The sequence below is a fragment of the Mesorhizobium sp. Cs1321R2N1 genome, assembly GCF_037179725.1.
In the GTDB taxonomy this organism is placed as follows: Bacteria; Pseudomonadota; Alphaproteobacteria; order Rhizobiales; family Rhizobiaceae; genus Mesorhizobium; species Mesorhizobium salmacidum.
In genome coordinates, this window is record NZ_JAPYKP010000100.1 from 1 (window position 1) to 21,035 (window position 21,035).

The following is a 21,035-nucleotide window of genomic DNA, read 5'->3' on the forward strand; positions in this document are numbered from 1 at the left end:
TGAGTTCGTGATCGGCGAGCAGGACAAGGACGCGACGGATCGCTTCCGCGCCATCATCGTCCACCGACCAGCCCCGTGCCAATCGCTGGTGCACCGGTTCGGGTCCCGCCATGGCACCGAGGGCGCTGGCCAGAACGCCGATCGCGTGCGCGGCGTCGGCGCACAGCGAGGCAGCACTTCGCCCAAGCGAAGGCCGCGCCTGGCCGGCTAGCAAGGCGAGTTGCGCAAAGGCCTGGGCGCGACCGATCTGGGGCGGTGCATCCGGCGACGGCGCTTCGAAACTGACCGGGCCGGGCAGAGCCCAGAGCAGTCCGGCGGTTTCTTCCAGCGTGGTACGGTCGGACAGCGCAACGGCTTGCCAGCCCCGATAGATGAGGTGGCCGTGCCAGACTGTCGAGATCGCGGTGACGATCGACGGCTCGCCCCAGGCGATCGCGCTTTCGGCAATGGCCGAGGGGCTGCGCCCGCGCGCCCTTCGCGTCGCCAGCGCCGCGATGTCGTCGGCGCGGTACTGGCTGCGGCGCGGATCGGCTCGATCCGGGCGCATGCCAATGCGGCCGCGGCTGACATAGGCATAGAGCGTCTGCGGCCTCACCCCAAGCCTTTCCAGCGCCTCTTCCCGCGACAACCATTCCGACATATCGGTCCTGGTATTGATTCCATTGATCAAGATTGATGCTTATGTTGCCCAGCCTTATCTCCCATCTGGAAAAGCTTCAAGGAGACAAGGCTGTGGCGAATGGGCTCGATGACGTGGTGGCGGCCGAAACCGTGCTGTCCGACGTGGACGGTCTGGGTGGCCGCCTGACGATCCGCGGCCATTCGCTTGGGGAGTTGGCAGGGCGATGGAGTTACGCCCAGGTCGTGCGCCTGCTGCTGGACGGGTTCTTCGACGATCTGCCTGGCGACGCCGAACTGTCGGCAAGGTTGGGTGAGGCTCGCGTCGAGGTGTTCGAGCGGCTCGCGGCTTCGCTGCCCTTGCTGGCACCGCTCGATATCTACAGCGCCATGCGCGCCGGCATGGCCTTGCTGCCGGATGGCGAGACGCTGACGGACGCCTTGCGGCTGATCGCGGGGCCTGCGGTGCTGACGCCGGCCCTGCTGCGCCTGCGGTGCGGCGAGCAGCCGATCGCACCCGACGGCAAGGCGGACCATGCCGCCGACATGTTGAGGATGCTCAGAGGGGCGGTCCCGTCGCCGGTATTGGCAAAGGCGCTCGATACCTATCTGGTCACCGTCTGCGACCACGGACTCAATGCCTCGACCTTCGCCACCCGCGTCGTTGCTTCGACCTTGGCGGGCCTGACATCGTCGGTGCTGGCCGGCCTTGGCGCGCTCGAGGGCCCGCTGCATGGCGGCGCGCCTGGTCCTGTCATCGAGATGCTCGACGCCATCGCCGCGCATGGCGACGCTGCCGGCTGGCTGCGCGACAAGATCGCGCATGGCGAGCGCATCATGGGCTTCGGCCATCGCATCTACCGCGTGCGCGATCCGCGTGCCGACGTGCTGAAAGCGGTGGTGCGCAAGCTGGCCGGCGAGGGCGACACCGGCCGCCGACTGGCTTTCGCCGAGACGGTCGAGCAAACCGCGCTCGACGTGCTTCGGATCGCCAAGCCGCAGCGCTCGCTGCAGACCAATGTCGAATTCTACACCGCGCTGGTGCTGGAAGCGGCGGGATTTCCGCCCGGTGCCTTCAGCAATGTCTTTGCCGCCGGGCGCGTTGCCGGCTGGGTCGCGCATGCGCGCGAGCAGCAGACCACCGGACGGCTGATCCGTCCGCAGTCCCGCTATGTCGGGCCGGTGCCGGACCTCGTCGCCTAGATTCTCTGTCTGTTTCGAAAGCTACAGCCTCTCCGCATTGCAGCGGAGGGGCTTTTCGCATGACCGAAATTTCATGTGATCACGCGACCGTGTTCGTGTTCTTGCCTTGGCTCGTCCTTATATGCTGCACTGCAACATAGGTCGGCGGCAGCTGCTTCCCTCCAATGACGTTGGGGCAGGCCGGCGCATCAGGATGACAGGAACGCCATGACGAAGAACGGCAAGGCGGAGGAAAAGAAGAAGATCAACATCGCCCTCCAGGGAGGCGGCTCGCACGGCGCTTTTTCCTGGGGCGTGCTCGACCGGCTGCTGGAGGACGGCAGACTGGTGATATCAGCGGTTTCCGGCAGCAGCGCCGGCGCCATGAACGCGGTCGCATTGGCCGATGGTTTCGTGCGTGGCGGGGTCGAGGGCGCCAGGCGGAAGCTGGACGATTTCTGGCAGGCGGTGGCGGCAAAGGGCCGGTTCAGCCCGGTGCAGCGCACGCCGTGGGATGTCGCCTGGGGCAACTGGTCGATCGAGAACACGCCGGGCTATGTGTTCTTCGACACCATGTCGCGGGTGTTTTCGCCCTATGTCGCCAACCCGCTCGGCCTCAATCCGCTGCGCGATGTGGTCGCGCGGGAGATTGACTTCGAGAATGTTCGCGCCTGCAAGTCGATGGAACTGTTCATCTCCGCCACCAATGTCGAGACAGGGCAGTTGCGGGTGTTTTCCGATGGCGAGATCGACCTCGACACGGTGATGGCGTCGGCCTGCCTGCCGCAACTGTTCCGCGCCGTCGAGATCAAGGGGGTGCCCTATTGGGACGGCGGTTATGGCGGCAATCCGGCGCTCTACCCGTTCTTCAAGACGGCGGCGACCGAGGACGTGCTTCTGGTGCAGATCAATCCGGTGGTGCGCGAGGGAACGCCAAGAAGCGCCAACGAGATCCAGAACCGCATCGACGAGATCACATTCAATGCCGGCCTGCTGCGCGAATTCCGCTCGATCGCCTTCGTCAAGGAACTGATCGCCGCAGGCCGTCTGCCGCAAGGCGAATATCGGGACATCCGCATGCATCGCATCGATGCCGACGAGGCGTTCAAGGATCTTTCGGCATCGTCCAAGGTCAATGCCGAATGGGCCTTCCTGACCTATCTGCGCGATCTCGGCCGCACCGCCGCCAGCGACTGGCTGGAAGACAACTACGAAGCGGTCGGCAAGCGGGCTACGCTCGATCTCTCGGGCGAACTCGACGATGGGTTCAAGCCGGTACGCGGTCCCGCACCCGGCCGTCGGGTGAAGGAATTTCTCGCCGTGCGCAAGAACCCGGAAACCGAGCGCCGTCGGGCCTGAACCTGACGGCACAGGCTTCGAGGGGCAGCGTTTGCCGGCAATCGCGGGCGTCATCCGCGGAGCTTCAGAGAGGTCGTGGCGTGCGCGCAACCTTGGCGTGCGGAAGGAGCCCTCATCATCCTGACGTCTGCTGCCACTGACGGTCAGTGGCACCGCCCCGGGGCGCTGGTTACCTGCTCACATGCAGCGCTCGATACAGAATTGCGAATGGGACAGATACACCCGGTGTTCCCGCGCCTGCCTCGCGCCGCGCCGACGTCGCAGGTGTCAGGGCACGACGATTCAGACGTTATCGCGCCGGCGCATTGGCGTTTTCAGCATCTGGTTTGACTTCGGTGCATTGGGATCGGCAAGCCTGATCCGAAGGGGCTGCCGTGGCTTTTCCTTAACGATTCCACTCCTTTGGCTGAGTATCGTGGCGCCGCAGCCATTGTCCCTCGCCGATCGCACTGACATGGATCGTCGGTTTGTGCCCGAGCTTCAATCAGCGACGTGATGCGGATCGCGACTGTATTCCGGAGACGGCCCATGGCGAGCGGGGCTGGTCGTCCCGTAGCCGGCGTTTCAGGGCCTGCGTGAGCCGGCGGACCGCTTCGTCAAGTAGACTGGCAAGTCACGAAGAACCGTTTCATGGCGGCCACACCTTGTCCGGCTATGCAATGCTGCTGCAACTTTCGGACTATATTGCGATGCAACTTTGATGTAGAAGCGCGCTCGCCGATCACGGCAATTTGAACACGGTCAGGCGCGCACCCATATCGGCGACGCGCCCGCGTCATAAGACGCGGTGCTGGCCGAACCCGCAGTGGAAAAATGACGATGCCTAAAATCAGGTTTCACAAGCTTGCAGCCATTGTTGTGCTCATCGGTTTCGCCGCGTGGATGGCGACAGGCGAGTTCTCGTCGGTCGGCAGCGTAGCGGCCAACAAGGCCAAGGCAGCCGAGGTCGAGCAGGGCAAGGCGCCCGACGCGGGCAAGCCGAAGACGGCGGAAGCCGAACCGAAGGCCCCGCTGCCCACCGTCGCGGTGGTGACGCCGCCTCGCAAGACCTATGCGCGCGCCATCCGCATTTCCGGGCTGACCGAAGCCGACAAGCGCGCGGTTCTGGCAACCCGGGTTGCCGGCGTCATCGACAGGCTGCCGGTCAAACAAGGCGATCGCGTCAAGACCGGCGACCTGGTGCTGATGCTCGCCGCCGAGGAAAAGATCTCGATGGTCGACAATGCCAAGCAGCTTGTCGCGCAGCGCCAAGCCGAGCTGGACGCGTCGTTGCGGCTGATGAAGACCGGCAATTTGCCCAAGCTGCAGCTCGACACTGCTCGCTCCAATCTGACCCTAGCGCAATCCCAGCTGGACACCGCGCAGGCCGAGCTCGACCGCAACGAAGTGAAGGCGCCGTTTGACGGCGTCATCGACCGGGTGCCGGTGGAACTCGGCAGCTCCGTCATGCAGGGCGGCGAGGTAGCGACCATCCTCAAGCTCGATCCGGTGATCGCGCGCGGCGAGATCAGCGAGCGCGACCTCGGCTACCTCAAGATCGGTGACAAGGCCAGCGTTCGGCTGGTCAGCGGCCAGACCGTCGAAGGCACCGTGCGCTATATCAGCCGTGACGCGTCGTCGGCGACCCGCACCTTCCGTGTCGAGATCGCCATCCCCAATGCCGATGGCTCCGTGCCGGCCGGCATGACGGCGGAAATCCAGCTCAGCGCGTTGCCGACCGACGCCGTCCTGCTGCCGCGCTCGGTGGTGACGCTCGGCGACAAGGGCGATCTCGGCATCCGCGCCGTCGGCAAGGACAACAAGGTGGCATTCTTCCCGATCGACCTGGTCGACGATACGCCGACCGGTCTCGTGCTCGGCGGCATCCCGGCCGACGCGCGCATCATCGTCGCCGGCCAGGAACTGGTGAAGGAAGGCGATGAGGTCAAGCCGGTCGAGGCCGACCAGGCGACCATCAACAAGCTGATCGGCGAAGCCACCGCCGGGACGCAGTAGCGCGGGGCGCCGGCGCCGGGTTTGCCCGGCGACAGCATGTCCGTTCGCCACTCCCGAAAGCAACAGCAGGCATAAGTCATGGATATCGTCAGACTCGCAATCAACAATGCCCGCCTGACCATCTCGGTCCTGGTCTTCCTGCTGATTGCAGGCTGGGTCGCCTATCAGTCGACACCGAAGGAAGCGGAACCCGACGTTCCGATTCCGATGATGTATGTCAGCCTGATCTATCAAGGCATTTCGCCTGAAGATTCCGAGCGCCTTCTGCTGCGGCCGATGGAAAGCAAGCTGAAGAGCCTGAAGGGCCTCAAGGAGATGCGCTCGGCCGCTTTCCAGGGCGGCGGCTATGTGCTGGTCGAGTTCCAGCCGCAGACGAACCTGGCGACGGCACTGCAGGATACGCGCTCCAAGGTTCAGGACGGCAAGGCCGACCTGCCGCAGGCGGCCGAGGAGCCCGTCGTCACCGAGGTCAACATTTCCGAATTTCCGGTGCTCGTCGTCACGCTGTCGGGCGAATTGCCCGAACGCGTGCTGGCGGCCGCGGCGCGCGAACTGCGCGACCGTATCGAGGAAGTGCCCGGCGTCCTCGAAGGTTCCCTGCAGGGTTCCCGCGACGATCTGGTCGAAGTCGTCATCGATCCGATGAAACTGTCGTCTTACGGCTTGCAGCTCGATCAGTTGATCGGCGCAGTCGGTGCGTCCAACAGCCTGGTCGCCGCCGGCAACATCGAAGGTTCCCAGGGTAAATACGCAGTCAAGGTGCCGTCGCTGATCGAGAAGCCCGAGGACGTGGCGGCACTTCCCGTGGTTGCCGGTCCCAATGCCGTGGTTCAGGCCAAGGACATCGCGACGATTCGCTCGACCTTCGCCGATGCCACGACGATCACGCGCCTCAACGGCAAGCCGGCCATCGCCATCGAGGTCAAGAAGCGCATCGGCGCCAATCTGATCGACACGCTCACCAAGGTCAGGGAGGTGTCCGACACCTTCGTCAAAACCATGCCCGAAGGCATGCACGTCACCTACACGCAGGACAAGTCGGTCTTCGTCAACCAGTTGCTCGGCGATCTGCAGAACCACGTGATGATCGCCGTCATCCTGGTGTTCATCGTCATCCTCTACGCGCTGTCGGGGCGTGCCTCGCTGCTCATCGGGCTGGCCATTCCGTCATCCTTCCTGATCGGCATCCTGCTGCTGGCCATGATGGGCTACACGATCAACATGATCGTGCTGTTCAGCCTGATCCTGGCCGTCGGCATGCTGGTCGACGATGCCATCATCGTCACCGAGTTCGCCGAGCGACGGATGAGCGAGGGCATGCCGAAGCAGGAAGCCTTCGCGCTTGCCGCCAAGCGCATGGCCGGTCCGGTCATCGCGGCAACGATGACGCGAATCGCCGCCTTCTCGCCGCTGCTGTTCTGGCCGGGGATCATCGGCGATTTCATGAAGTATATGCCGATCACACTGATCGTCACACTGTCAGCCTCGATGCTCTATGCGCTGGTCTTCGCGCCGACGCTGGGGGCGATCTTCGCCAAGGCGCCGCAGCATCACGAGGATGGCAATCGCGATGGCTGGTACATGGCTGTCGTCAAGCAGGCAGTACGCTTCCCCATCACCGTGATGGTGCTCACCGTCGTCTTGCTGGCCGGCATCTTCGTTGGTTATTCAAAGTACGGAGCCGGCGTCGAGTTCTTCCCGAGCGTCGAACCCGACTACGGTCTGCTCTATGTGCATGCCCGCGGCAACCTTTCGCTGGCCGAAATGGATACCGCGACCAAGATCGCCGAAAACCGGCTGCTCGGCTGGCCGGGCGTGAAGTCGGTCTATACCCGCGTCGGCAAGTCCGAGGGCGGCGGCCAGGATGTTCCAGAAGACGTCGTCGGCGTCATCCAGTACGAATTCATCGATTGGCGCGAGCGTAAATCGGCCAACGATATCCTGAACGACCTGCGTGCCGTCATGGCGGGCATTCCCGGCGTCGATGTCGAGGTGCGCGTGCCGGAAGCCGGCCCGCCGACCGGCAAGCCGATCCAGATCAGGCTTTCGGCCATCGACCCCAAGGGATTGGACGAGAAGGCGCGCGAAGTCGCGGCACGCATCGCCAAGGTGCCCGGCGTCATCGACATTTCCGATGGCTTGCCGCCGCCCGGCGTCGACTGGGCACTTGAGGTCGACCGAGCCAAGGCTGCCCAGTATGGCATCAGCCCGACCTCGGTCGGGACGGTGGTGCAGCTCGTCACCAACGGCCTGAAGCTTTCGGAATACCGGCCTGCCGGTGCTGACAAGGCGGTCGACATCCGGCTGCGCTTGCCGGAGGACCGGCGCACGCTGTCGACGCTCGACGAGCTCAGGGTGCAGACCTCGCAAGGATCGGTGCCGATCTCGAACTTCGTCGTGCGCAAGGCGAAGCCGAGCGTCGGCATCCTCAACCGCATCGACGGCGCCCGTACCGTGGTGGTGCAGGCCAACGTTGCCGCCGGCGCCCAGGTCGCCGCCGTGCAGCAGGAGGTCACCCAGGCGGTCACCGACATGAATCTCGGCAGCGGCATACGCTGGAAGCTTGCCGGCTCGAACGAGGACAGCGCGGAGGCCAGCGCCTTCCTCAGCAAAGCCTTCGGTGCCGCTATCTTCCTGATCTTCCTGGTGCTGCTGGCTCAGTTCAACAAGTTCACCAGCGTCTGGCTGGTGCTGTCCTGCGTGGTCATGGCGACGATCGGGGTGTTCCTCGGACTGCTGATCACGGGCGAGACGTTCGGCATCGTCATGTCGGGCATCGGCGTCATCGCGCTGGCCGGCGTGGTGGTGAACAACAACATCGTGCTGATCGACACCTACGACCGGCTGCGTGAAGAGGGCTGGGACAAGATGGACGCGGTGCTGCAGACCTGCCGCGAGCGTGCCCGCCCGGTCGTGCTGACGGCGGTATCGGCCATTCTCGGCGTGCTGCCGATCGCCTTCGGGCTTGGGCTCGAAATCTTCCATCACGAGACGACGATCAACGCGCCGTCGACGCAATGGTGGATTTCGCTGTCCTCGGCGATCGTCTTCGGCCTGTCCTTCGCCACCATCCTGACGCTTGTGGTGACGCCGTCGATGCTGATGGTGTTCACGCGCGCCAAGGTCAAGCCCGGTGCGCGGCGCGGCTGGTTCAGCCGCCTGTTCCGGCGCGGCAAGGGCGAGATCTCGTCGGATACGCCGGCAGCGGATGCAGGTGTCGAGCCGGCAATTGCCTACCCGAAAGCCGCCGAATAGACAGGCTTGCCGATCTGACTGGCAAAGGCCGCCCGGAACAACCGGGCGGCCTTTGCATTTTCCCCCTAGGCCGATGCCACGCATCGTCTCCGAAGCAACGCAGAGCGGGGAATTTGTCATGCCGATCAGCACCATCGTCATCATCGTCCTGATTCTTGTCCTCATCGGAGCGGTGCCGGCATGGCCGCACTCGCGATCCTGGGGCTATGGACCTTCGGGAATTGTCGGTGTGGTGCTGGTGGTGATTCTCGTGCTGGTGTTGATGGGACGGCTCTGAGCGGCTGTTGCCGCTGGCCGGCTTGGCCGCGACGAGCCTCAGGCTGCTTCCGCGATGCCATTTACGGTGGCGATGCCGATATTTTCGAGAGCCTCGGCGACCGCCTGGTCGAGCGGCGTATGCGGTATTTCGCCGATGATGCCTTCCAGCCGCGTCGAAGCCAGCCGGTGGGGCTCGAAGCGCAAGTATGACATCGAGACGATCTCGCGCCACATCGCCACGAACGGGCTGCCGGCGCGCAGCACCCACCAGGGCATGGAAGTCATCTTGAGCTGATGGCCGACGGCCTTCTCGGCGGCGGCCTTGATCTGAAGATCGGTGACGGCGTGTCCGGGAAAGTTCAGCGTCTCATAGAGGCCGAGCTTGTCGAGATTGCGGGCCAGCGCGACGAAACCGACTGCGAAGTCCGGGAGATAGGCCCATTCATGCACGAGGTCGGACGGACCAGGCGCGGTGTAGATGCCCTTGTTGATCTTGGCGGCGACGATCTGGTCGAACCAGGAGCCGCTGCCGGTGCCACCGAAGAAATCGCCTGCGCGCAGAAGAATCGTGCGCACGCGGCCGGCCTCGGCCTCACGGCGGAACAAATCCTCCATGGCGCAGCGAATGCGGCCCTTTTCCGTGGTCGGGTGGAAGGGGGTGTCTTCCGTGATCACCGCCGGCATTGGCGAGCCGTAATTGTAGACGGTGCCGGGGAAGAGGTGCAGCGCGCCGTTGGCATGGCAGGCGGCCATGACATTTTCGGCCATCGGCAGGCACTTGCCCCAGTCGGTGTAGATCGGGTTGAGGCCGTTGAAGATGATATCGACGCCCTCGGTGGCCTTGATCAGTGATTGGCGATCCAGCGCATCGCCGGCAACAGCCGTGGCGCCCTTAAGCTCAGCCGGCATCTTGCCGGTACGGGTAACGGTGCGGACGTCGAAGCCGGCGTCGATGAAGGCCTTGGCAACCACGCGACCGAGCCGGCCATTGGCGCCGAGAATTGCGATCTTGGTCATTCTTCGTCTCCTTACTCGTTTTGAAGTGCGGGGGGTTGTTTTGGAGTGCGGGGTTTGTCTTGAAGTGCGGGGTTTGCCGTGAAAGCGACGGGACAAGCCCGCCGCTTTCTGGATCTTCCGAGGACCGTCGTTCAGCGGCTGCCGAAGAGGTCGCGGTTGCTGCCCGGTACGACAGGCTTCTGATTGGTCGGCTCCGATTCGCTGATCGAAGTCGTGGTCGTATTGTCGGTGCCGGCGACGGCCGGCTGGCTGGCATTGCCCGAGCCAAACTTGTCGCTGCCGGCAAAAGCGGTGCTGGCGGCGATGAGAAGGGCGGCGGCGGTGAGTGCGATCTTGGTCATTGGATTACTCCTGGCTGGTTGTTGCAGTCCGTATCGGTGTTTGCAGGGTGAATATGATTGCTTCATCAATGAATTGAAATTGACTATGAATGCAGGTTTGATATTCATTATTGAATGGATGACCTCGACTGGAACCTGATCAAGAGCTTTGTCACCGTGGCGGAAACCGGCAGCCTGTCGGCCGCGGCGCGAAAGCTGTCGGCAAGCCAGCCGACGCTTGGACGTCACATCGGGGAGTTGGAGCAGGCGCTCGGCGTCACGCTTTTCCGGCGCGGGCGAAACGGCTACGCGCTGACGGAAGCGGGAGCCACGCTATTCGAACGCGGCAAGGTGGTGAGCGAACAGGCTAGTGCCTTTTCACGGCTCGCGCTGGGCTCGGTCGAGGCGATCGAAGGCACGGTGCGGATTGCCGCCAGTGAAGTGGTGGCCGCCTATGTGCTGCCCGACATGATGGCGCGGCTCGGCATCGAGGAACCCGGCATCGAGGTCGAGATCGTTGCGTCGAACCAGGTCGAGAACTTGTTGCGCCGGGATGCCGACATTGCCATCCGCATGGTCAAGCCGGCGCAGAACGAACTGGTGGCGCGCAAGGTCTGCGATATCCCGCTCTGCGCCTGCGCGGCCATCTCCTATCTCGATGGGCGCGGCCGTCCCATGGGGCCGGCCGATCTCGTCCATCACGCCCTGATCGGCTTCGATCGCAGCGACGAGATGATCCGAGCCTTTTCCCAGTATGGGATCCCGGTCACCCGAAGCAGTTTCCGCTTCAGGGCCGACAACCAGACCGTGCTCTGGGAAGCGGTGCGGGCGGGAAACGGCATTGGTCTTGGCCAGGAGCCGCTGGCAGACCGCGATCCGCTGGTGGAAAAGGTGTTGCCCGGACTGCCATTGCCTGCTCTCCCGATATGGCTGGCCATGCATCGCGACGTGCGCGGCAGCGTGCGCATCCGCCGCGTGGCTGACTTTCTCCATGACGAGTTGAAGCGCTATTCGGCAGGTGCCGCGTCAGGAGCGAATTCGGCGCGGTGAGCCAATCCGGCCATCAGCAAGACGACGATCAGCAGAACCGCCATGGCGATGAAGATCGGGCCGAAGCTGGAATGCTCGGCGACGAAGCCGATCGCCGACGGCGCCACCAGAATGCCGGAATAACCCATGGTGGTGACGACGCTCATGCCGGTGCCCGACGACATGCCTTCCTGGTTGCCGCCGGCCGAAAAGATGATCGGCACCATGTTGGCGATGCCGAAGCCGCACAGCGCAAAGGCTGATATGGCGAGCCAGGGCGAGGGCGACAGGCCGGCGATCAGCATGCCGGCGGCTGCGACGATGGCTGAGCCGCGCAGTGTCATCACCGCGCCGAAGCGGTTGCGGACGCCATCGCCAAAAAAGCGCATGATCGCCATGACGCCGGAGAAGGCCGCATAGGCAAGGCCGGCGACGGCGAGGTCGGCGCCGAGTTCCTGCCGCAGATAGAGCGCCGCCCAATCGAGCACCGCGCCCTCGGAAATCATCGTCAGCAGGGCCATCAGGCCGATCAGGTAGACCAATGGATTTGCCGGCAGAGCGAATTTATGATGCTCGGCCGCCTGCGGCTTGTTTTCGGCCACGATGTGGGGCACCGCCGCCGCGATTGCCGCGAAGGCAAGCGCGGTCACCACCGAAGCATGGGCGAGGTGGCCATAATTCTGGATGGCAAAGCCGCCAAGGGCGCCGCCGGCGAAACCGCCGAGGCTCCAGAAGCCGTGCGACGAGGACATGATGGCGCGCCCCAGCCGCCGTTCCACCACCACCGCATTGGCATTCATGGCTACATCCATGCCGCCGATCGAGCCGCCGAAGATGAACATGGCGACGGCCGCCAGCAGCACGTCGGGCGCCAGTGCCACGACCAGCAGGCCGAGGCTGCCGCAGAGACCGAACCAGCGCAGCACGGTGCGCGAGCCATGTTTGGAGATCAGGTGGCCGCACCATGTCATGGCGGTGACCGCGCCGGCCCCGAACAAAAGGATCAGCAGGCCGAGCGTGAATTTCGAGATGTCCAGCCGCGTCAGGAATACCGGAATCTGTGGCGCCCAGCTGCCGGTCAGGAAGCCATTGGCGAGGAAAATGGCCGCGACTGCCCATCGGCCGCGAATGGCAGTCTGCAAGGCGTTCGGCGCGTTCATGAGGCGAATCCGGTCAGAAAATGGCTTTGCCCGGCAAATTAGATCGATTCAATTTTCAGTCAAGCGCTCTTTCGGAAAGCATTTGGGCCAACGGACTCAGTGATCCTTGGGACGCCTGGCTTCGAATTCCGCCTTCTTGGCGTCCGAGGCTTCTGTCTGGTTGAGCGCCTGCCACTGCGCATAGGGCATGCCGTAGACGATCTCGCGCGACTGGTCCTTCGAGAGATCGACACCCTCGGCATTGGCTGCCTCGCGATACCAGTTCGACAGGCAGTTGCGACAGAAACCGGCGAGGTTCATCAGGTCGATATTCTGCACGTCGCCGCGTTCGCGCAAATGCTCGACCAGCCGGCGAAAGGCAGCGGCTTCGAAGTCGCGCTTCTTTTCGTCGCTGAGTTCGGTCATCGAAACCTCCGTCATAGCGGCCCGGTACGCGAGCCGAACATCTTTACCGCATGTATATCGGGACGGCGGTCGATGGCGTCAACGATCGGCGCCAGCCGTTCGGCCCAGGCGATGGCGCCCTTCTGGTCCGCTATCAGGTCCTGGCGGATTTCGATCAGCGCGTGGGCATAGCCATTGACGATGGCGTGCTTGAACATGGTGTCGCCGCGCAGAGCGCCGTCATACGGTTCGTTGTCGCCGACGATGAGGTTTTGGTCTTCAGCCAGCATGTCGATCAGCAGCCGCGCCACCCGGTCATCCTTGTCCCAGAGGATGCCGACGTGCCAGGGCCGCTGCTTGCCTTGCATGGCAGGCGTGAAGGAGTGCACCGAGAAGATGAAAGGCGCCTTGCCGGTGGCTTGCGCGACCGATGCAATCATGGCGCCGATCGCATCGTGATAAGGACGGTAGAAGCGTTCAAGCCGCGTTTCGCGTTCCTCCGGCGCCAGGGGATAATTTCCCGGAATCATGGTGCCGTCGTAGAGCTGGCGAATGAGGGTTGGATCGTCCTCGCCGCGGTTGGGATCGATCAGCAGCCGTGAGAAATTGGCGAGCACCACAGGCACGTCCAGCCGGGCCGCCAGTTCGCGCGTCACGGCTTCGACGCCGATGTCGTAAGCGATATGGCGATCGAATTCGACCGACGGCAGCCCCAGGCTGCCATACTCCTCCGGCAGGTCGCGGCGGGCATGATCGGCCAGGAGCACGATGCCTCGCTTGCGGTCACCCTCGACGATATCGAATGGCGCGAAAACTGTGGATCGGGTCATTGGCGGGAAATGGGCTGTTCGCTGGCTTCCGGGGAGGGTGCTATCGTCATTCCACGAAGACGACGCGTGCGCAATGCCGTTGTTTGGCCAAGGTTTCCGCTGAAATCTGGCAAGGGGCGACGGATGGTGCGCCGGGAGCCTTCCTAAATCGATTGGATTGGTTGAAACGGTGCGTTGACATGCGCCCGGACTTTTCCGAAAAGGGGCGCAGAGAGATGCTGATGTGGTTCTTGAGGGGTTTTGGAATGGGTTCCGCCGGCAGGCAGCGCATGCGCTCCGGCTTCGCCATGCCGCTCCTGATGCTGACCGTCGGCGTGTCGGCAATGGTCATGGCCTCGCCGGCGCGCGCCGATTTCCGCGTCTGCAACGCCACACAGAACCTGGTCGGCGTCGGCATCGGCTATCGTGCCAAAGCCGGCTGGATCACCGAGGGCTGGTGGCACATCGAAGGATCGAGCTGCAAGACGTTGATCGAAGGGCCGCTGTCATCAAGGTTTTATTATCTTTATGCAGAAGACGCGGAGCGCGGTGGACGCTGGGACGGCCCGATCAACATGTGTGTGGCTGAAAAAGAGTTCAAGATCGCCGGCGTAAGCGACTGCGTCGCCCGAGGCTTCCAGCGCGCCGGATTCCAGGAATATGACACGGGCGAGCAGGCAAGCTGGATGGTCCAGCTCACCGATGAGCCCGCAACGGGAGGCGCCCCAGCCGCCCCGGGAACGAATAGTCAATGAGACGTAGCCGCAAGGTCAAGATCCTAGCCACAATCGGTCCGGCCTCCTCGTCCGAGGAGATGCTGCAGAAGCTGTTTGAAGCTGGTGCGGATGTCTTCCGCATCAATATGAGCCATACCGATCATGAGCTGATGCGCACGCTGGTCGCACGCATCCGCGCCGTCGAGGAAAAAGTCGGCCGGCCGATCGGCATCCTGGCCGACCTGCAAGGTCCGAAGCTGCGCGTCGGCAAGTTCGCCAACGGCAAGGAAGTGCTGACGCTGGGCCAGACGTTCACGCTTGACGACAATCCCGAGCCCGGCACCTCGACCAGGGTCTACCTGCCGCATCCTGAAATCCTGAGTTCGGTCGAGGCTGGCCATCGCCTCCTGATCGACGACGGCAAGCTCGAGCTGAAGGCGGTGAAGAGCGACGGCAAGTCGATCGTCTGCACCGTCATTGCCGGCACTGCCATTTCCGACAAGAAGGGCGTCAGCCTGCCCGACACCGACCTGCCGGTCGGCGCGCTGACCGAGAAGGACCGCAAGGACCTCGACGCGGTGCTCGCCACGGGCGTCGACTGGGTTGCGCTGTCCTTCGTGCAGCGGCCGGAAGACTTGGCCGAAGCGCGCAAGATCGCGCGCGGCCGCGCGCTCATCATGGCCAAGATCGAAAAGCCGCAGGCCGTCACCCGCCTGGCCGAGATCATCGAATTATCCGACGCGCTGATGGTTGCCCGCGGCGATCTCGGCGTCGAGATGCCGCTGGAAGCCGTGCCCGGCATCCAGAAGCAGATCACGCGCGCCGCGCGCCGCGCCGGCAAGCCTGTGGTGGTCGCCACGCAGATGCTGGAATCGATGATCACCGCCCCTGTGCCGACCCGCGCCGAGGTCTCCGACGTTTCAATCGCCGTCTTCGAAGGCGCCGACGCCGTCATGCTGTCGGCGGAATCGGCGGCGGGCGCTTATCCGGTCGAGGCGGTTGCCATGATGAACCGCATCGCCACCAAAGTCGAAACAGATCCGACTTATGCCGGCATCATCAACGCACAGCGTTCGGAGCCGGAAGCGACCGGCGCCGACGCCATTTCGCTGGCCGCCCGCGAAATCGCCGAAACGCTGAAACTGTCGGCGATCGTCACCTACACGGCATCAGGCACCACCGGCCTGCGCGCCGCGCGCGAGCGCCCGCAAGTACCGATCATCGCGCTGTCGCCGATCCTCAACACGGCGCGGCGGCTGTCGCTTTTGTGGGGCACGCATTGCGTCGTGTCGCCGGACGCCACTGATCTCGACGACATGGTCAACCGCGCCTGCCGCATTGCGCTGGAAGAAGACTTTGGCAAGCCGGGCGACCGGGTCATCATCACCGCAGGCGTGCCGCTGCGGACCCCGGGATCGACCAACATGCTGCGCATCGCCTATGTCGGATCGGAAACCGGCCGGTAGTCGGCCGCCAGCCTGGTCGCGATCCTGAGCGCTCTTGCCGCGGCTTCCGCGTGGTTTCTTCGCTGGAGAAACCGCCGCGCGCGAGGAATAGGGTCGTACAGATACTGATCCGGGCCCAATATCTTTTGCCGGTTGAGCTCGGTGGTATCGAGCAGATCGAAATCGACCTTTGCAATCGTGCAACGCCATCCGGCGTTCCGCGAGGCCCAGCCTCGTTCATGGTGTTCGAGCAACCGCTCTCGAGCGCAATAGCCGTGATAGTCGAAAGCGATCAGGCCGTTCGTCACATAGATATGGTTTCCTGAAAAGCCTTCGTCAGGAATGATCCGTTCGCCGTAAAATCCCTCCAGAGGCGGATGCTTGAGGAAGGTGCCGGCAAGAATGGCGCACGCGCCGTGATCGAAGAAGATGCGATCCGGCAACGACCATCGCTTTTCGGGATTTCTCTTTATGCCGTGTTTCAGGATGTACATGCCGCTCAGGTCCCGGTGGCGTCTTGTGATGACCATTTTCGGATGGCATGCATCAGGTCGGCGCGAGCTCCGCTTCAGGTTCCTTGATGTCGGCGCATTCGCCCACGCCATAGGCGTCGCCGGCAATCCGTGCCTCCACCTTCCTGGCTATCGCCTCCAGATCGATATCCCTGCCGGCGACCTTCTCGATGGCGCCGACGACGAGGTCGGGGGCGATCCAATCCGGCTTGTGACCGAGATTATGCACCCAGACGAGCTCGGCGCCTGAGATGTCGCGCACCAGGCCAATGGAATGGATATGCGCGTAGACGACCTTGTCGCGATCGCCGGAGATGACCACGGTCGGCGCCGTGATTTCTTTGTAACGCGGTGCTGCGCCGAGTGCATACCGATAGAGCCCGGCGACGTCGGTGGCGTTGGCGCGGAAGGCCGATGGCCGCAGCACCAGCGGGATCGCGGCTGAGGCGAGATAATCGTCCGGCACCTTGTTGGGCGAGAAGACGCAGGTCGTGGCGTCCGCCATCCGCAACGTTCCCGCAGGATAGCTCAGGGTCTCGGAGAACAGCCGGCCGATCACCGGAATGATGGTCAGGTCGTAGTACCAGGACGTCGCGCCGCCCGGCCAGGGATGGGTTGCCGGTGCCAGGAAGACGAGGCCGAGCGTCTTGTCCGCATGCTCGCGGCCGAAAGCCGCCGTCACCACGCCGCCGAAGGAATGGCCGACAATGATTGCCTTCCTGATGCCGAGACGGTCCATCAGAGCGGCAATGGTTGCGGCTTGCTCCGACGGGTCCTCATTGTTGCCTGGGCCGCGTCCCGACCAGCCAAAGCCCGGCCGGTCGAAGAACAGCATTTCGGCACGGCCTTCGATCAGTGGCCTCAGCGGCAGCATCTGATCCCTGAGATTGGCGCTGGCGCCATGGATGAAGACGATCGGAGGCAGATCCGCATCGGCTGGGGCGGGGATGTGGACATAGTGGATGAGGGCGCCGTCGATGTCGGCGAATTCGCCGGCCGGCGGACTGCGGTGCTCGATCAGCCATGAGCCGACGCGGGTCACGCCGACAAGGGCAAGGACAAGCGCCATCAGGAAGGCGAGCGCGGCATAGATCAGGTTCATGCGGGGATATACGGGATAGGTAGGGGAGTAGGGGAGTAGGGGAGTAGGGGAGTAGGGGAGTAGGGGAGTAGGGGAGTAGGGGAGTAGGGGAGTAGGGGAGTAGGGGAGTAGGGGAGTAGGGGCCTCTTCCCCTACCGCCTAGTCTATCAAATGCCTTCGCCGGCAAGCTCTTCCGACAGGGTGGCGACCTGGTTCTGGGCGCTGCGCATCATCGGGTAGATGGCCAGCACCTTTTGCCAGGCCTCGAGCGCCGATTGCTTGTGGCCGGTCTCCGCCATGATCTGGGCCAGGCCCGACAGCGCGCCGAAATGGCGTGGCTCGAGCTGCAGCGCGCGATCGATGTCGGCCATCGACTTGCCGTAGTTCTTCATCATGAAATGCACGGTGGCGCGGCGGTTCCAGCCTTCGGCGTAGTTTGGCTGCAAGATCACCACCTGGTCCAGGAAATCGAGCGCGACGTCGAACTTCCGATCGTTCATCGCTTTTTGCGACCACTGCATCATCAGGTCGATCGAGGCGCTGCCGGACTGGAACCATTCGTTCCAGATGTTGCCGGCAATGCGCTCGGCGGCCTTTTCGTTGCGCTCGCGTTTCAGGTCGGAGAACAGCTTGTCGAGCCGCGCCTGCTTCGTCATTGGCGGGGCCGGAGTGTCCGGGGCCGCGGGCTGGGCATCGGAGGGCGCCGACTGACCATCCGTGGCTGCGACCGCGATCGGCCGATCACCGGCCTGCGTCGGCAGGGAGATGACGCCGGAAACCAGGAAAGTTGTCAAGAATACAAAAAGAATCCGCATCGCCCAAGTTTACTCCCGGGCGGCGGAACATCAAAGTGATTTAGCGTGAGAAGATCGGCAGCCCGACAAACATCAATGGGCGGAGGCAAAAAGCCTCCGGCCGAAAACTCAACCCTGGCGCGCCTTGTAGCGCGGGGCGGTCTTGTTGATGATGTAGACGCGGCCCTTGCGGCGAACCAACTGGTTGTCGCGGTGACGCGCCTTCAGCGCCTTGAGCGAATTCTTGATCTTCATGGTCTTGCCTGTCGGTGTGAACCCGGTTCCGGGTCGAAATTTTAAGGCGCGCCAGAAGACGCGCCTTTTGAACGGTGGGTGGCTCATAAACGAGGAGCCTTGCCTATGTCAACCGTAAGTCGATCGCAAGCGCGCTCCGCGTCCTGATATCATCAAATATCCGCCATGTCGGCCCCGGGCATTGCGCGGCCATGAGCCGGCTGGGATGATGCCGTTTGCTTCAAGTGATTTGGGGACGACCATGCGCCGAATATTCCTGTCCGCCTGCCTCGTCGTCCTGGCGGCGAGCGCGGCTGCCCGAGCGCAGGAATGCGACCGTTCCGACGACAGCCAGCAAATGATGAACATCTGTGCGGGCGAGGACTATCAGGCGGCCGACGCCAGGCTCAACAAGGCCTATCAGGACCTGATCAGCTCCGATGATGCCGATGGAAAGAGATCGCTGCAGGCGGCGCAACGGGCCTGGATCGCCTTCCGCGACGCCGAGTGCACGCATTCCACGGCCGCCAGCCAAGGCGGGTCCATCCATGCGATGGAGGTCTCGCAATGCCTGACCGGGCTGACCAATGATCGCATCAAGCAGCTCGCCGCCTCGGCCAATTGCGAGGAAGGCGATGCGACTTGCGCCAGTCCCGGCGAGGACGAGAGCGACGAGGTGCAATAGGCGTGTTTGCTATCAGAGCGGTTGTTACGCAATTCCGGACGGAAAACCGTTACACACCTTTTCTGGAATTGCTCTAACCGCGGCGGCTGATGCGGGTGAAGTGGCCCATCTTGCGGCCGGCCCGGGCTTCCGCCTTGCCGTAGAGGTGCAGCATCAGGTCGGGCTCGGCGAGCAGCGTTGGAACGCGCAGCACGTCGTCGCCGATCAGGTTCTCCATCACGCAATCGGAATGGCGGTCGGGGCTACCCAGCGGCAGGCCGGCAATGGCGCGGATATGTTGCTCGAACTGCGAAACGATGCAGGCGGCTTCGGTCCAGTGGCCGGAATTGTGGACGCGGGGCGCGATCTCGTTGGCCAGCAGCGAACCGTCGGCCAGTACGAAGAATTCGACACCGATGACGCCGACATAGTCGAGCGCCGACAGGATTTTCGTCGCCGCGTCTTTCGCGGCCCGCGCGGTCGCCGGCGCAACGCCAGCCGGCACGGTCGATGTGTGGAGAATCCCATTGCGATGCACGTTTTCGGCCGGATCATAGGCGGCGACAGTGCCGTCCAGCCCCCGCGCGGCGATAACGGAAATCTCGCGCTCGAACGGCACGAAACTTTCCAGGATCAGCGGCACATTGCCCATTGCCTCGCAGGTGCCGGCGAAACCGCCGGCTTCGATGTTGCGGAAGACGCGCTGGCCCTTGCCGTCATAGCCCATGCGCCGCGTCTTCAGGATGCCGCTGCCGTCGAATGCCTTGAGCGCCGCCGCCAGCCCGTCGTCGGTGTCGACCGGACGGAAATCGGCGGTGGCGATGCCGATGCCGTTGAGGAATGTCTTTTCGCTCACCCGGTCCTGCGCCACGTCGAGCGCGCGCGGCGGCGGATAGACCGGCACCTTGGCGGCAAGCGCGGTTGCAGCGGCCACCGGCACGTTCTCGAATTCATAGGTGACAACGGCACTCGCCGTGGCCAGTTCAGCAAGCGCGGCCGGGTCGTCATAGGCGGCCGTGATCTGCCGGTTGGCGACCTGGGCGGCCGGGCAATCCGGTTGTGGCTCCAGCACGACGGTGCGGTAGCCGAGGCGGGCAGCGGCCATTGCCAGCATGCGACCAAGCTGGCCGCCGCCAATGATGCCGATGGTCGATCCGGCGGGCAGGCTCACGGCGTGTCCGTCGGTTCGGCCGCGACCTTGGCGGTCTGCGAGGCGCGCCAGGCGTCGAGGCGCTGGGCAAGCTTGTCGTCATTGAGCGCCAGCACGGCAGCGGCCAGGAGGGCAGCGTTGGCCGCACCTGCCTTGCCGATCGCCAGCGTTCCGACCGGAATGCCGGCCGGCATCTGGACTATGGAGAGCAGCGAATCCTGGCCCGACAAGGCTTTCGATTCCACCGGCACGCCGAACACCGGCAGTGGCGTCATCGCCGCCGTCATGCCGGGCAGATGCGCCGCGCCTCCGGCGCCGGCGATGATCACCTTGTAGCCGGCCGCCTTGGCGCCCTTGGCGAATTCATAGAGCCGGTCGGGCGTGCGGTGCGCCGAAATGATCAGCCGTTTATGGGGGACACCAAGCGCCTCCAGCGTCTCCGCTGCCTGGCGCATCGTCGCCCAGTCGGATTGGCTGCCCATGATGATGGCGACGTCGGCGCGTTGATCGTTCAAGCTTCTGCTCCCCGGCGACAAAGGCGCGCCTTAGCGGAATTCGCGCGGGGCCGCAAGGATTTCAGGCCATCGGCGAGGTGCCGACGGCCATATCCGGCTCATACCGCCGCCTTGCGGAAGCGGGCGACGAAGTCGTCGAGTTCGGGCCGCTCCATGTCGGAGATCGCCCAGTAGGAGAAGGCGCCGTCGCTCCAGTGCACCATCGAGAAGCCGCCCGAGGAAAGATCATCCGGCTGGGTGATCTTGCCGTCCTGCTGCGGTTCGGCGACGAGCGTGATCAGGTGCTCACGGTGACGGTAGATCAGTGCCGGCACCGGCTGGCCTGATATCACCTCGACCCGGCCGCCGATGAGGGCGAAACCGTCCTGGGCAAGGTCGGGCGCGGGCGGCGAGACGCCGATCCGGGCGTCGAGCCAAGGCTTGACCGTATGGCGGTCGGAGGAAACGATGTCGATCGGGCTCGCAGCGAGCAGGCTGCGGCGATGGCCGCTGGCGACAGCGGCGGCAAGGCCGTCTTCCGCGCCGTTGAACATCACCC

General features: G+C 64.0%; 21 protein-coding genes and 1 pseudogene. 9 read left to right on the top strand and 13 right to left on the bottom strand.

Features of this window, described 5'->3' with window-relative positions:
- A pseudogene (locus tag O7A61_RS22010) lies at window positions 1-640 on the bottom strand (citrate synthase); the annotation flags it as partial.
- A gap of 92 nt (window positions 641-732) precedes the next feature.
- Here O7A61_RS22010 and O7A61_RS22015 point away from each other — a divergent pair.
- The 5 genes from O7A61_RS22015 (at window position 733) to O7A61_RS22035 (ending at window position 8,686) form a co-directional block, all read left to right on the top strand.
- Window positions 733-1,821 (top strand): citrate synthase/methylcitrate synthase, encoded by a 1,089-nt coding sequence (locus O7A61_RS22015; protein WP_337131594.1) that lies wholly within the window; start codon window positions 733-735, stop codon window positions 1,819-1,821.
- A 207-nt stretch (window positions 1,822-2,028) separates the two neighbouring features.
- A complete protein-coding gene (locus O7A61_RS22020; RefSeq protein ID WP_337131595.1) occupies window positions 2,029-3,159 on the top strand; it encodes a patatin-like phospholipase family protein in 1,131 nt (376 codons plus the stop codon).
- Window positions 3,160-3,978: 819 nt separating this feature from the next.
- Complete coding sequence (locus O7A61_RS22025) at window positions 3,979-5,154, top strand: efflux RND transporter periplasmic adaptor subunit (RefSeq protein ID WP_337131596.1); 1,176 nt, start codon at window positions 3,979-3,981, stop codon at window positions 5,152-5,154.
- Between the two features lie 78 nt (window positions 5,155-5,232).
- A complete protein-coding gene (locus tag O7A61_RS22030; protein ID WP_337131597.1) occupies window positions 5,233-8,409 on the top strand; it encodes an efflux RND transporter permease subunit in 3,177 nt (1,058 codons plus the stop codon).
- Between the two features lie 118 nt (window positions 8,410-8,527).
- Complete coding sequence (locus O7A61_RS22035) at window positions 8,528-8,686, top strand: DUF3309 family protein (RefSeq protein ID WP_140810757.1); 159 nt, start codon at window positions 8,528-8,530, stop codon at window positions 8,684-8,686.
- 38 nt (window positions 8,687-8,724) lie between these two features.
- Here O7A61_RS22035 and O7A61_RS22040 read toward each other — a convergent pair whose 3' ends face one another.
- Both O7A61_RS22040 and O7A61_RS22045 read right to left on the bottom strand, forming a co-directional pair.
- On the bottom strand, window positions 8,725-9,684 hold the full coding sequence (locus tag O7A61_RS22040) for an SDR family oxidoreductase (protein ID WP_337131598.1): 960 nt from the start codon (window positions 9,682-9,684) through the stop codon (window positions 8,725-8,727).
- Window positions 9,685-9,815: 131 nt separating this feature from the next.
- Complete coding sequence (locus tag O7A61_RS22045; protein ID WP_337105716.1) at window positions 9,816-10,025, bottom strand: DUF680 domain-containing protein; 210 nt, start codon at window positions 10,023-10,025, stop codon at window positions 9,816-9,818.
- A 114-nt stretch (window positions 10,026-10,139) separates the two neighbouring features.
- On the opposite strand from O7A61_RS22045, the gene O7A61_RS22050 reads away from it, so the two are divergent.
- Window positions 10,140-11,054 carry a LysR family transcriptional regulator gene (locus O7A61_RS22050; protein ID WP_337131599.1) on the top strand — a complete coding sequence of 305 codons (915 nt, stop codon included), beginning with the start codon at window positions 10,140-10,142 and terminating at the stop codon, window positions 11,052-11,054.
- Here the strand turns inward: O7A61_RS22050 and O7A61_RS22055 are convergent.
- The 3 genes from O7A61_RS22055 to O7A61_RS22065 form a co-directional block, all read right to left on the bottom strand.
- Window positions 11,012-12,193 (bottom strand): MFS transporter, encoded by a 1,182-nt coding sequence (locus O7A61_RS22055; RefSeq protein WP_337131600.1) that lies wholly within the window; start codon window positions 12,191-12,193, stop codon window positions 11,012-11,014. The two genes, O7A61_RS22050 and O7A61_RS22055, sit on opposite strands and share 43 nt — an antisense overlap.
- Window positions 12,194-12,289: 96 nt before the next feature.
- The gene (locus tag O7A61_RS22060) at window positions 12,290-12,598 is read right to left on the bottom strand and encodes a DUF1244 domain-containing protein (RefSeq protein ID WP_140509032.1); all 309 of its coding nucleotides are present in this window, start codon (window positions 12,596-12,598) and stop codon (window positions 12,290-12,292) included.
- A gap of 11 nt (window positions 12,599-12,609) precedes the next feature.
- Window positions 12,610-13,407, bottom strand: coding sequence for an N-formylglutamate amidohydrolase (locus O7A61_RS22065; RefSeq protein WP_337131601.1), 798 nt, complete (start codon window positions 13,405-13,407; stop codon window positions 12,610-12,612).
- 287 nt (window positions 13,408-13,694) lie between these two features.
- On the opposite strand from O7A61_RS22065, the gene O7A61_RS22070 reads away from it, so the two are divergent.
- Both O7A61_RS22070 and pyk read left to right on the top strand, forming a co-directional pair.
- Window positions 13,695-14,141: a DUF1036 domain-containing protein gene (locus O7A61_RS22070; protein ID WP_337131607.1), complete on the top strand. Its 447-nt coding sequence runs from the start codon at window positions 13,695-13,697 to the stop codon at window positions 14,139-14,141.
- Complete coding sequence (pyk, locus tag O7A61_RS22075) at window positions 14,138-15,568, top strand: pyruvate kinase (protein WP_140712999.1); 1,431 nt, start codon at window positions 14,138-14,140, stop codon at window positions 15,566-15,568. The genes O7A61_RS22070 and pyk overlap by 4 nt, the downstream gene beginning before the upstream one ends.
- On the opposite strand, the gene O7A61_RS22080 is transcribed toward pyk, so the two are convergent.
- The 4 genes from O7A61_RS22080 to ykgO form a co-directional block, all read right to left on the bottom strand.
- Window positions 15,541-16,041, bottom strand: coding sequence for a hypothetical protein (locus tag O7A61_RS22080; RefSeq protein WP_337131602.1), 501 nt, complete (start codon window positions 16,039-16,041; stop codon window positions 15,541-15,543). The genes pyk and O7A61_RS22080 overlap by 28 nt on opposite strands.
- 52 nt (window positions 16,042-16,093) lie before the next feature.
- Window positions 16,094-17,161 carry an alpha/beta fold hydrolase gene (locus tag O7A61_RS22085; protein ID WP_337131603.1) on the bottom strand — a complete coding sequence of 356 codons (1,068 nt, stop codon included), beginning with the start codon at window positions 17,159-17,161 and terminating at the stop codon, window positions 16,094-16,096.
- Between the two features lie 146 nt (window positions 17,162-17,307).
- Window positions 17,308-17,955, bottom strand: coding sequence for a tetratricopeptide repeat protein (locus tag O7A61_RS22090; protein WP_337131604.1), 648 nt, complete (start codon window positions 17,953-17,955; stop codon window positions 17,308-17,310).
- A 108-nt stretch (window positions 17,956-18,063) separates the two neighbouring features.
- Complete coding sequence (ykgO, locus tag O7A61_RS22095) at window positions 18,064-18,189, bottom strand: type B 50S ribosomal protein L36 (RefSeq protein WP_006327841.1); 126 nt, start codon at window positions 18,187-18,189, stop codon at window positions 18,064-18,066.
- A gap of 241 nt (window positions 18,190-18,430) precedes the next feature.
- Between ykgO and O7A61_RS22100 the strand changes: the two genes are divergently transcribed.
- Window positions 18,431-18,853, top strand: a complete 423-nt coding sequence (locus O7A61_RS22100; protein WP_140712995.1) for a lysozyme inhibitor LprI family protein — start codon at window positions 18,431-18,433, stop codon at window positions 18,851-18,853.
- Window positions 18,854-18,926: 73 nt separating this feature from the next.
- Here the strand turns inward: O7A61_RS22100 and O7A61_RS22105 are convergent, their stop codons facing one another.
- The 3 genes from O7A61_RS22105 to O7A61_RS22115 all read right to left on the bottom strand — a co-directional run.
- On the bottom strand, window positions 18,927-20,003 hold the full coding sequence (locus O7A61_RS22105) for a 5-(carboxyamino)imidazole ribonucleotide synthase (protein WP_337131605.1): 1,077 nt from the start codon (window positions 20,001-20,003) through the stop codon (window positions 18,927-18,929).
- Window positions 20,000-20,497 (bottom strand): 5-(carboxyamino)imidazole ribonucleotide mutase, encoded by a 498-nt coding sequence (purE, locus tag O7A61_RS22110; RefSeq protein ID WP_027141852.1) that lies wholly within the window; start codon window positions 20,495-20,497, stop codon window positions 20,000-20,002. The genes O7A61_RS22105 and purE overlap by 4 nt, the downstream gene beginning before the upstream one ends.
- A gap of 98 nt (window positions 20,498-20,595) precedes the next feature.
- A partial coding sequence (locus O7A61_RS22115; protein WP_337131606.1) for an anti-sigma factor family protein occupies window positions 20,596-21,035 on the bottom strand: 440 nt, incomplete at its 5' end.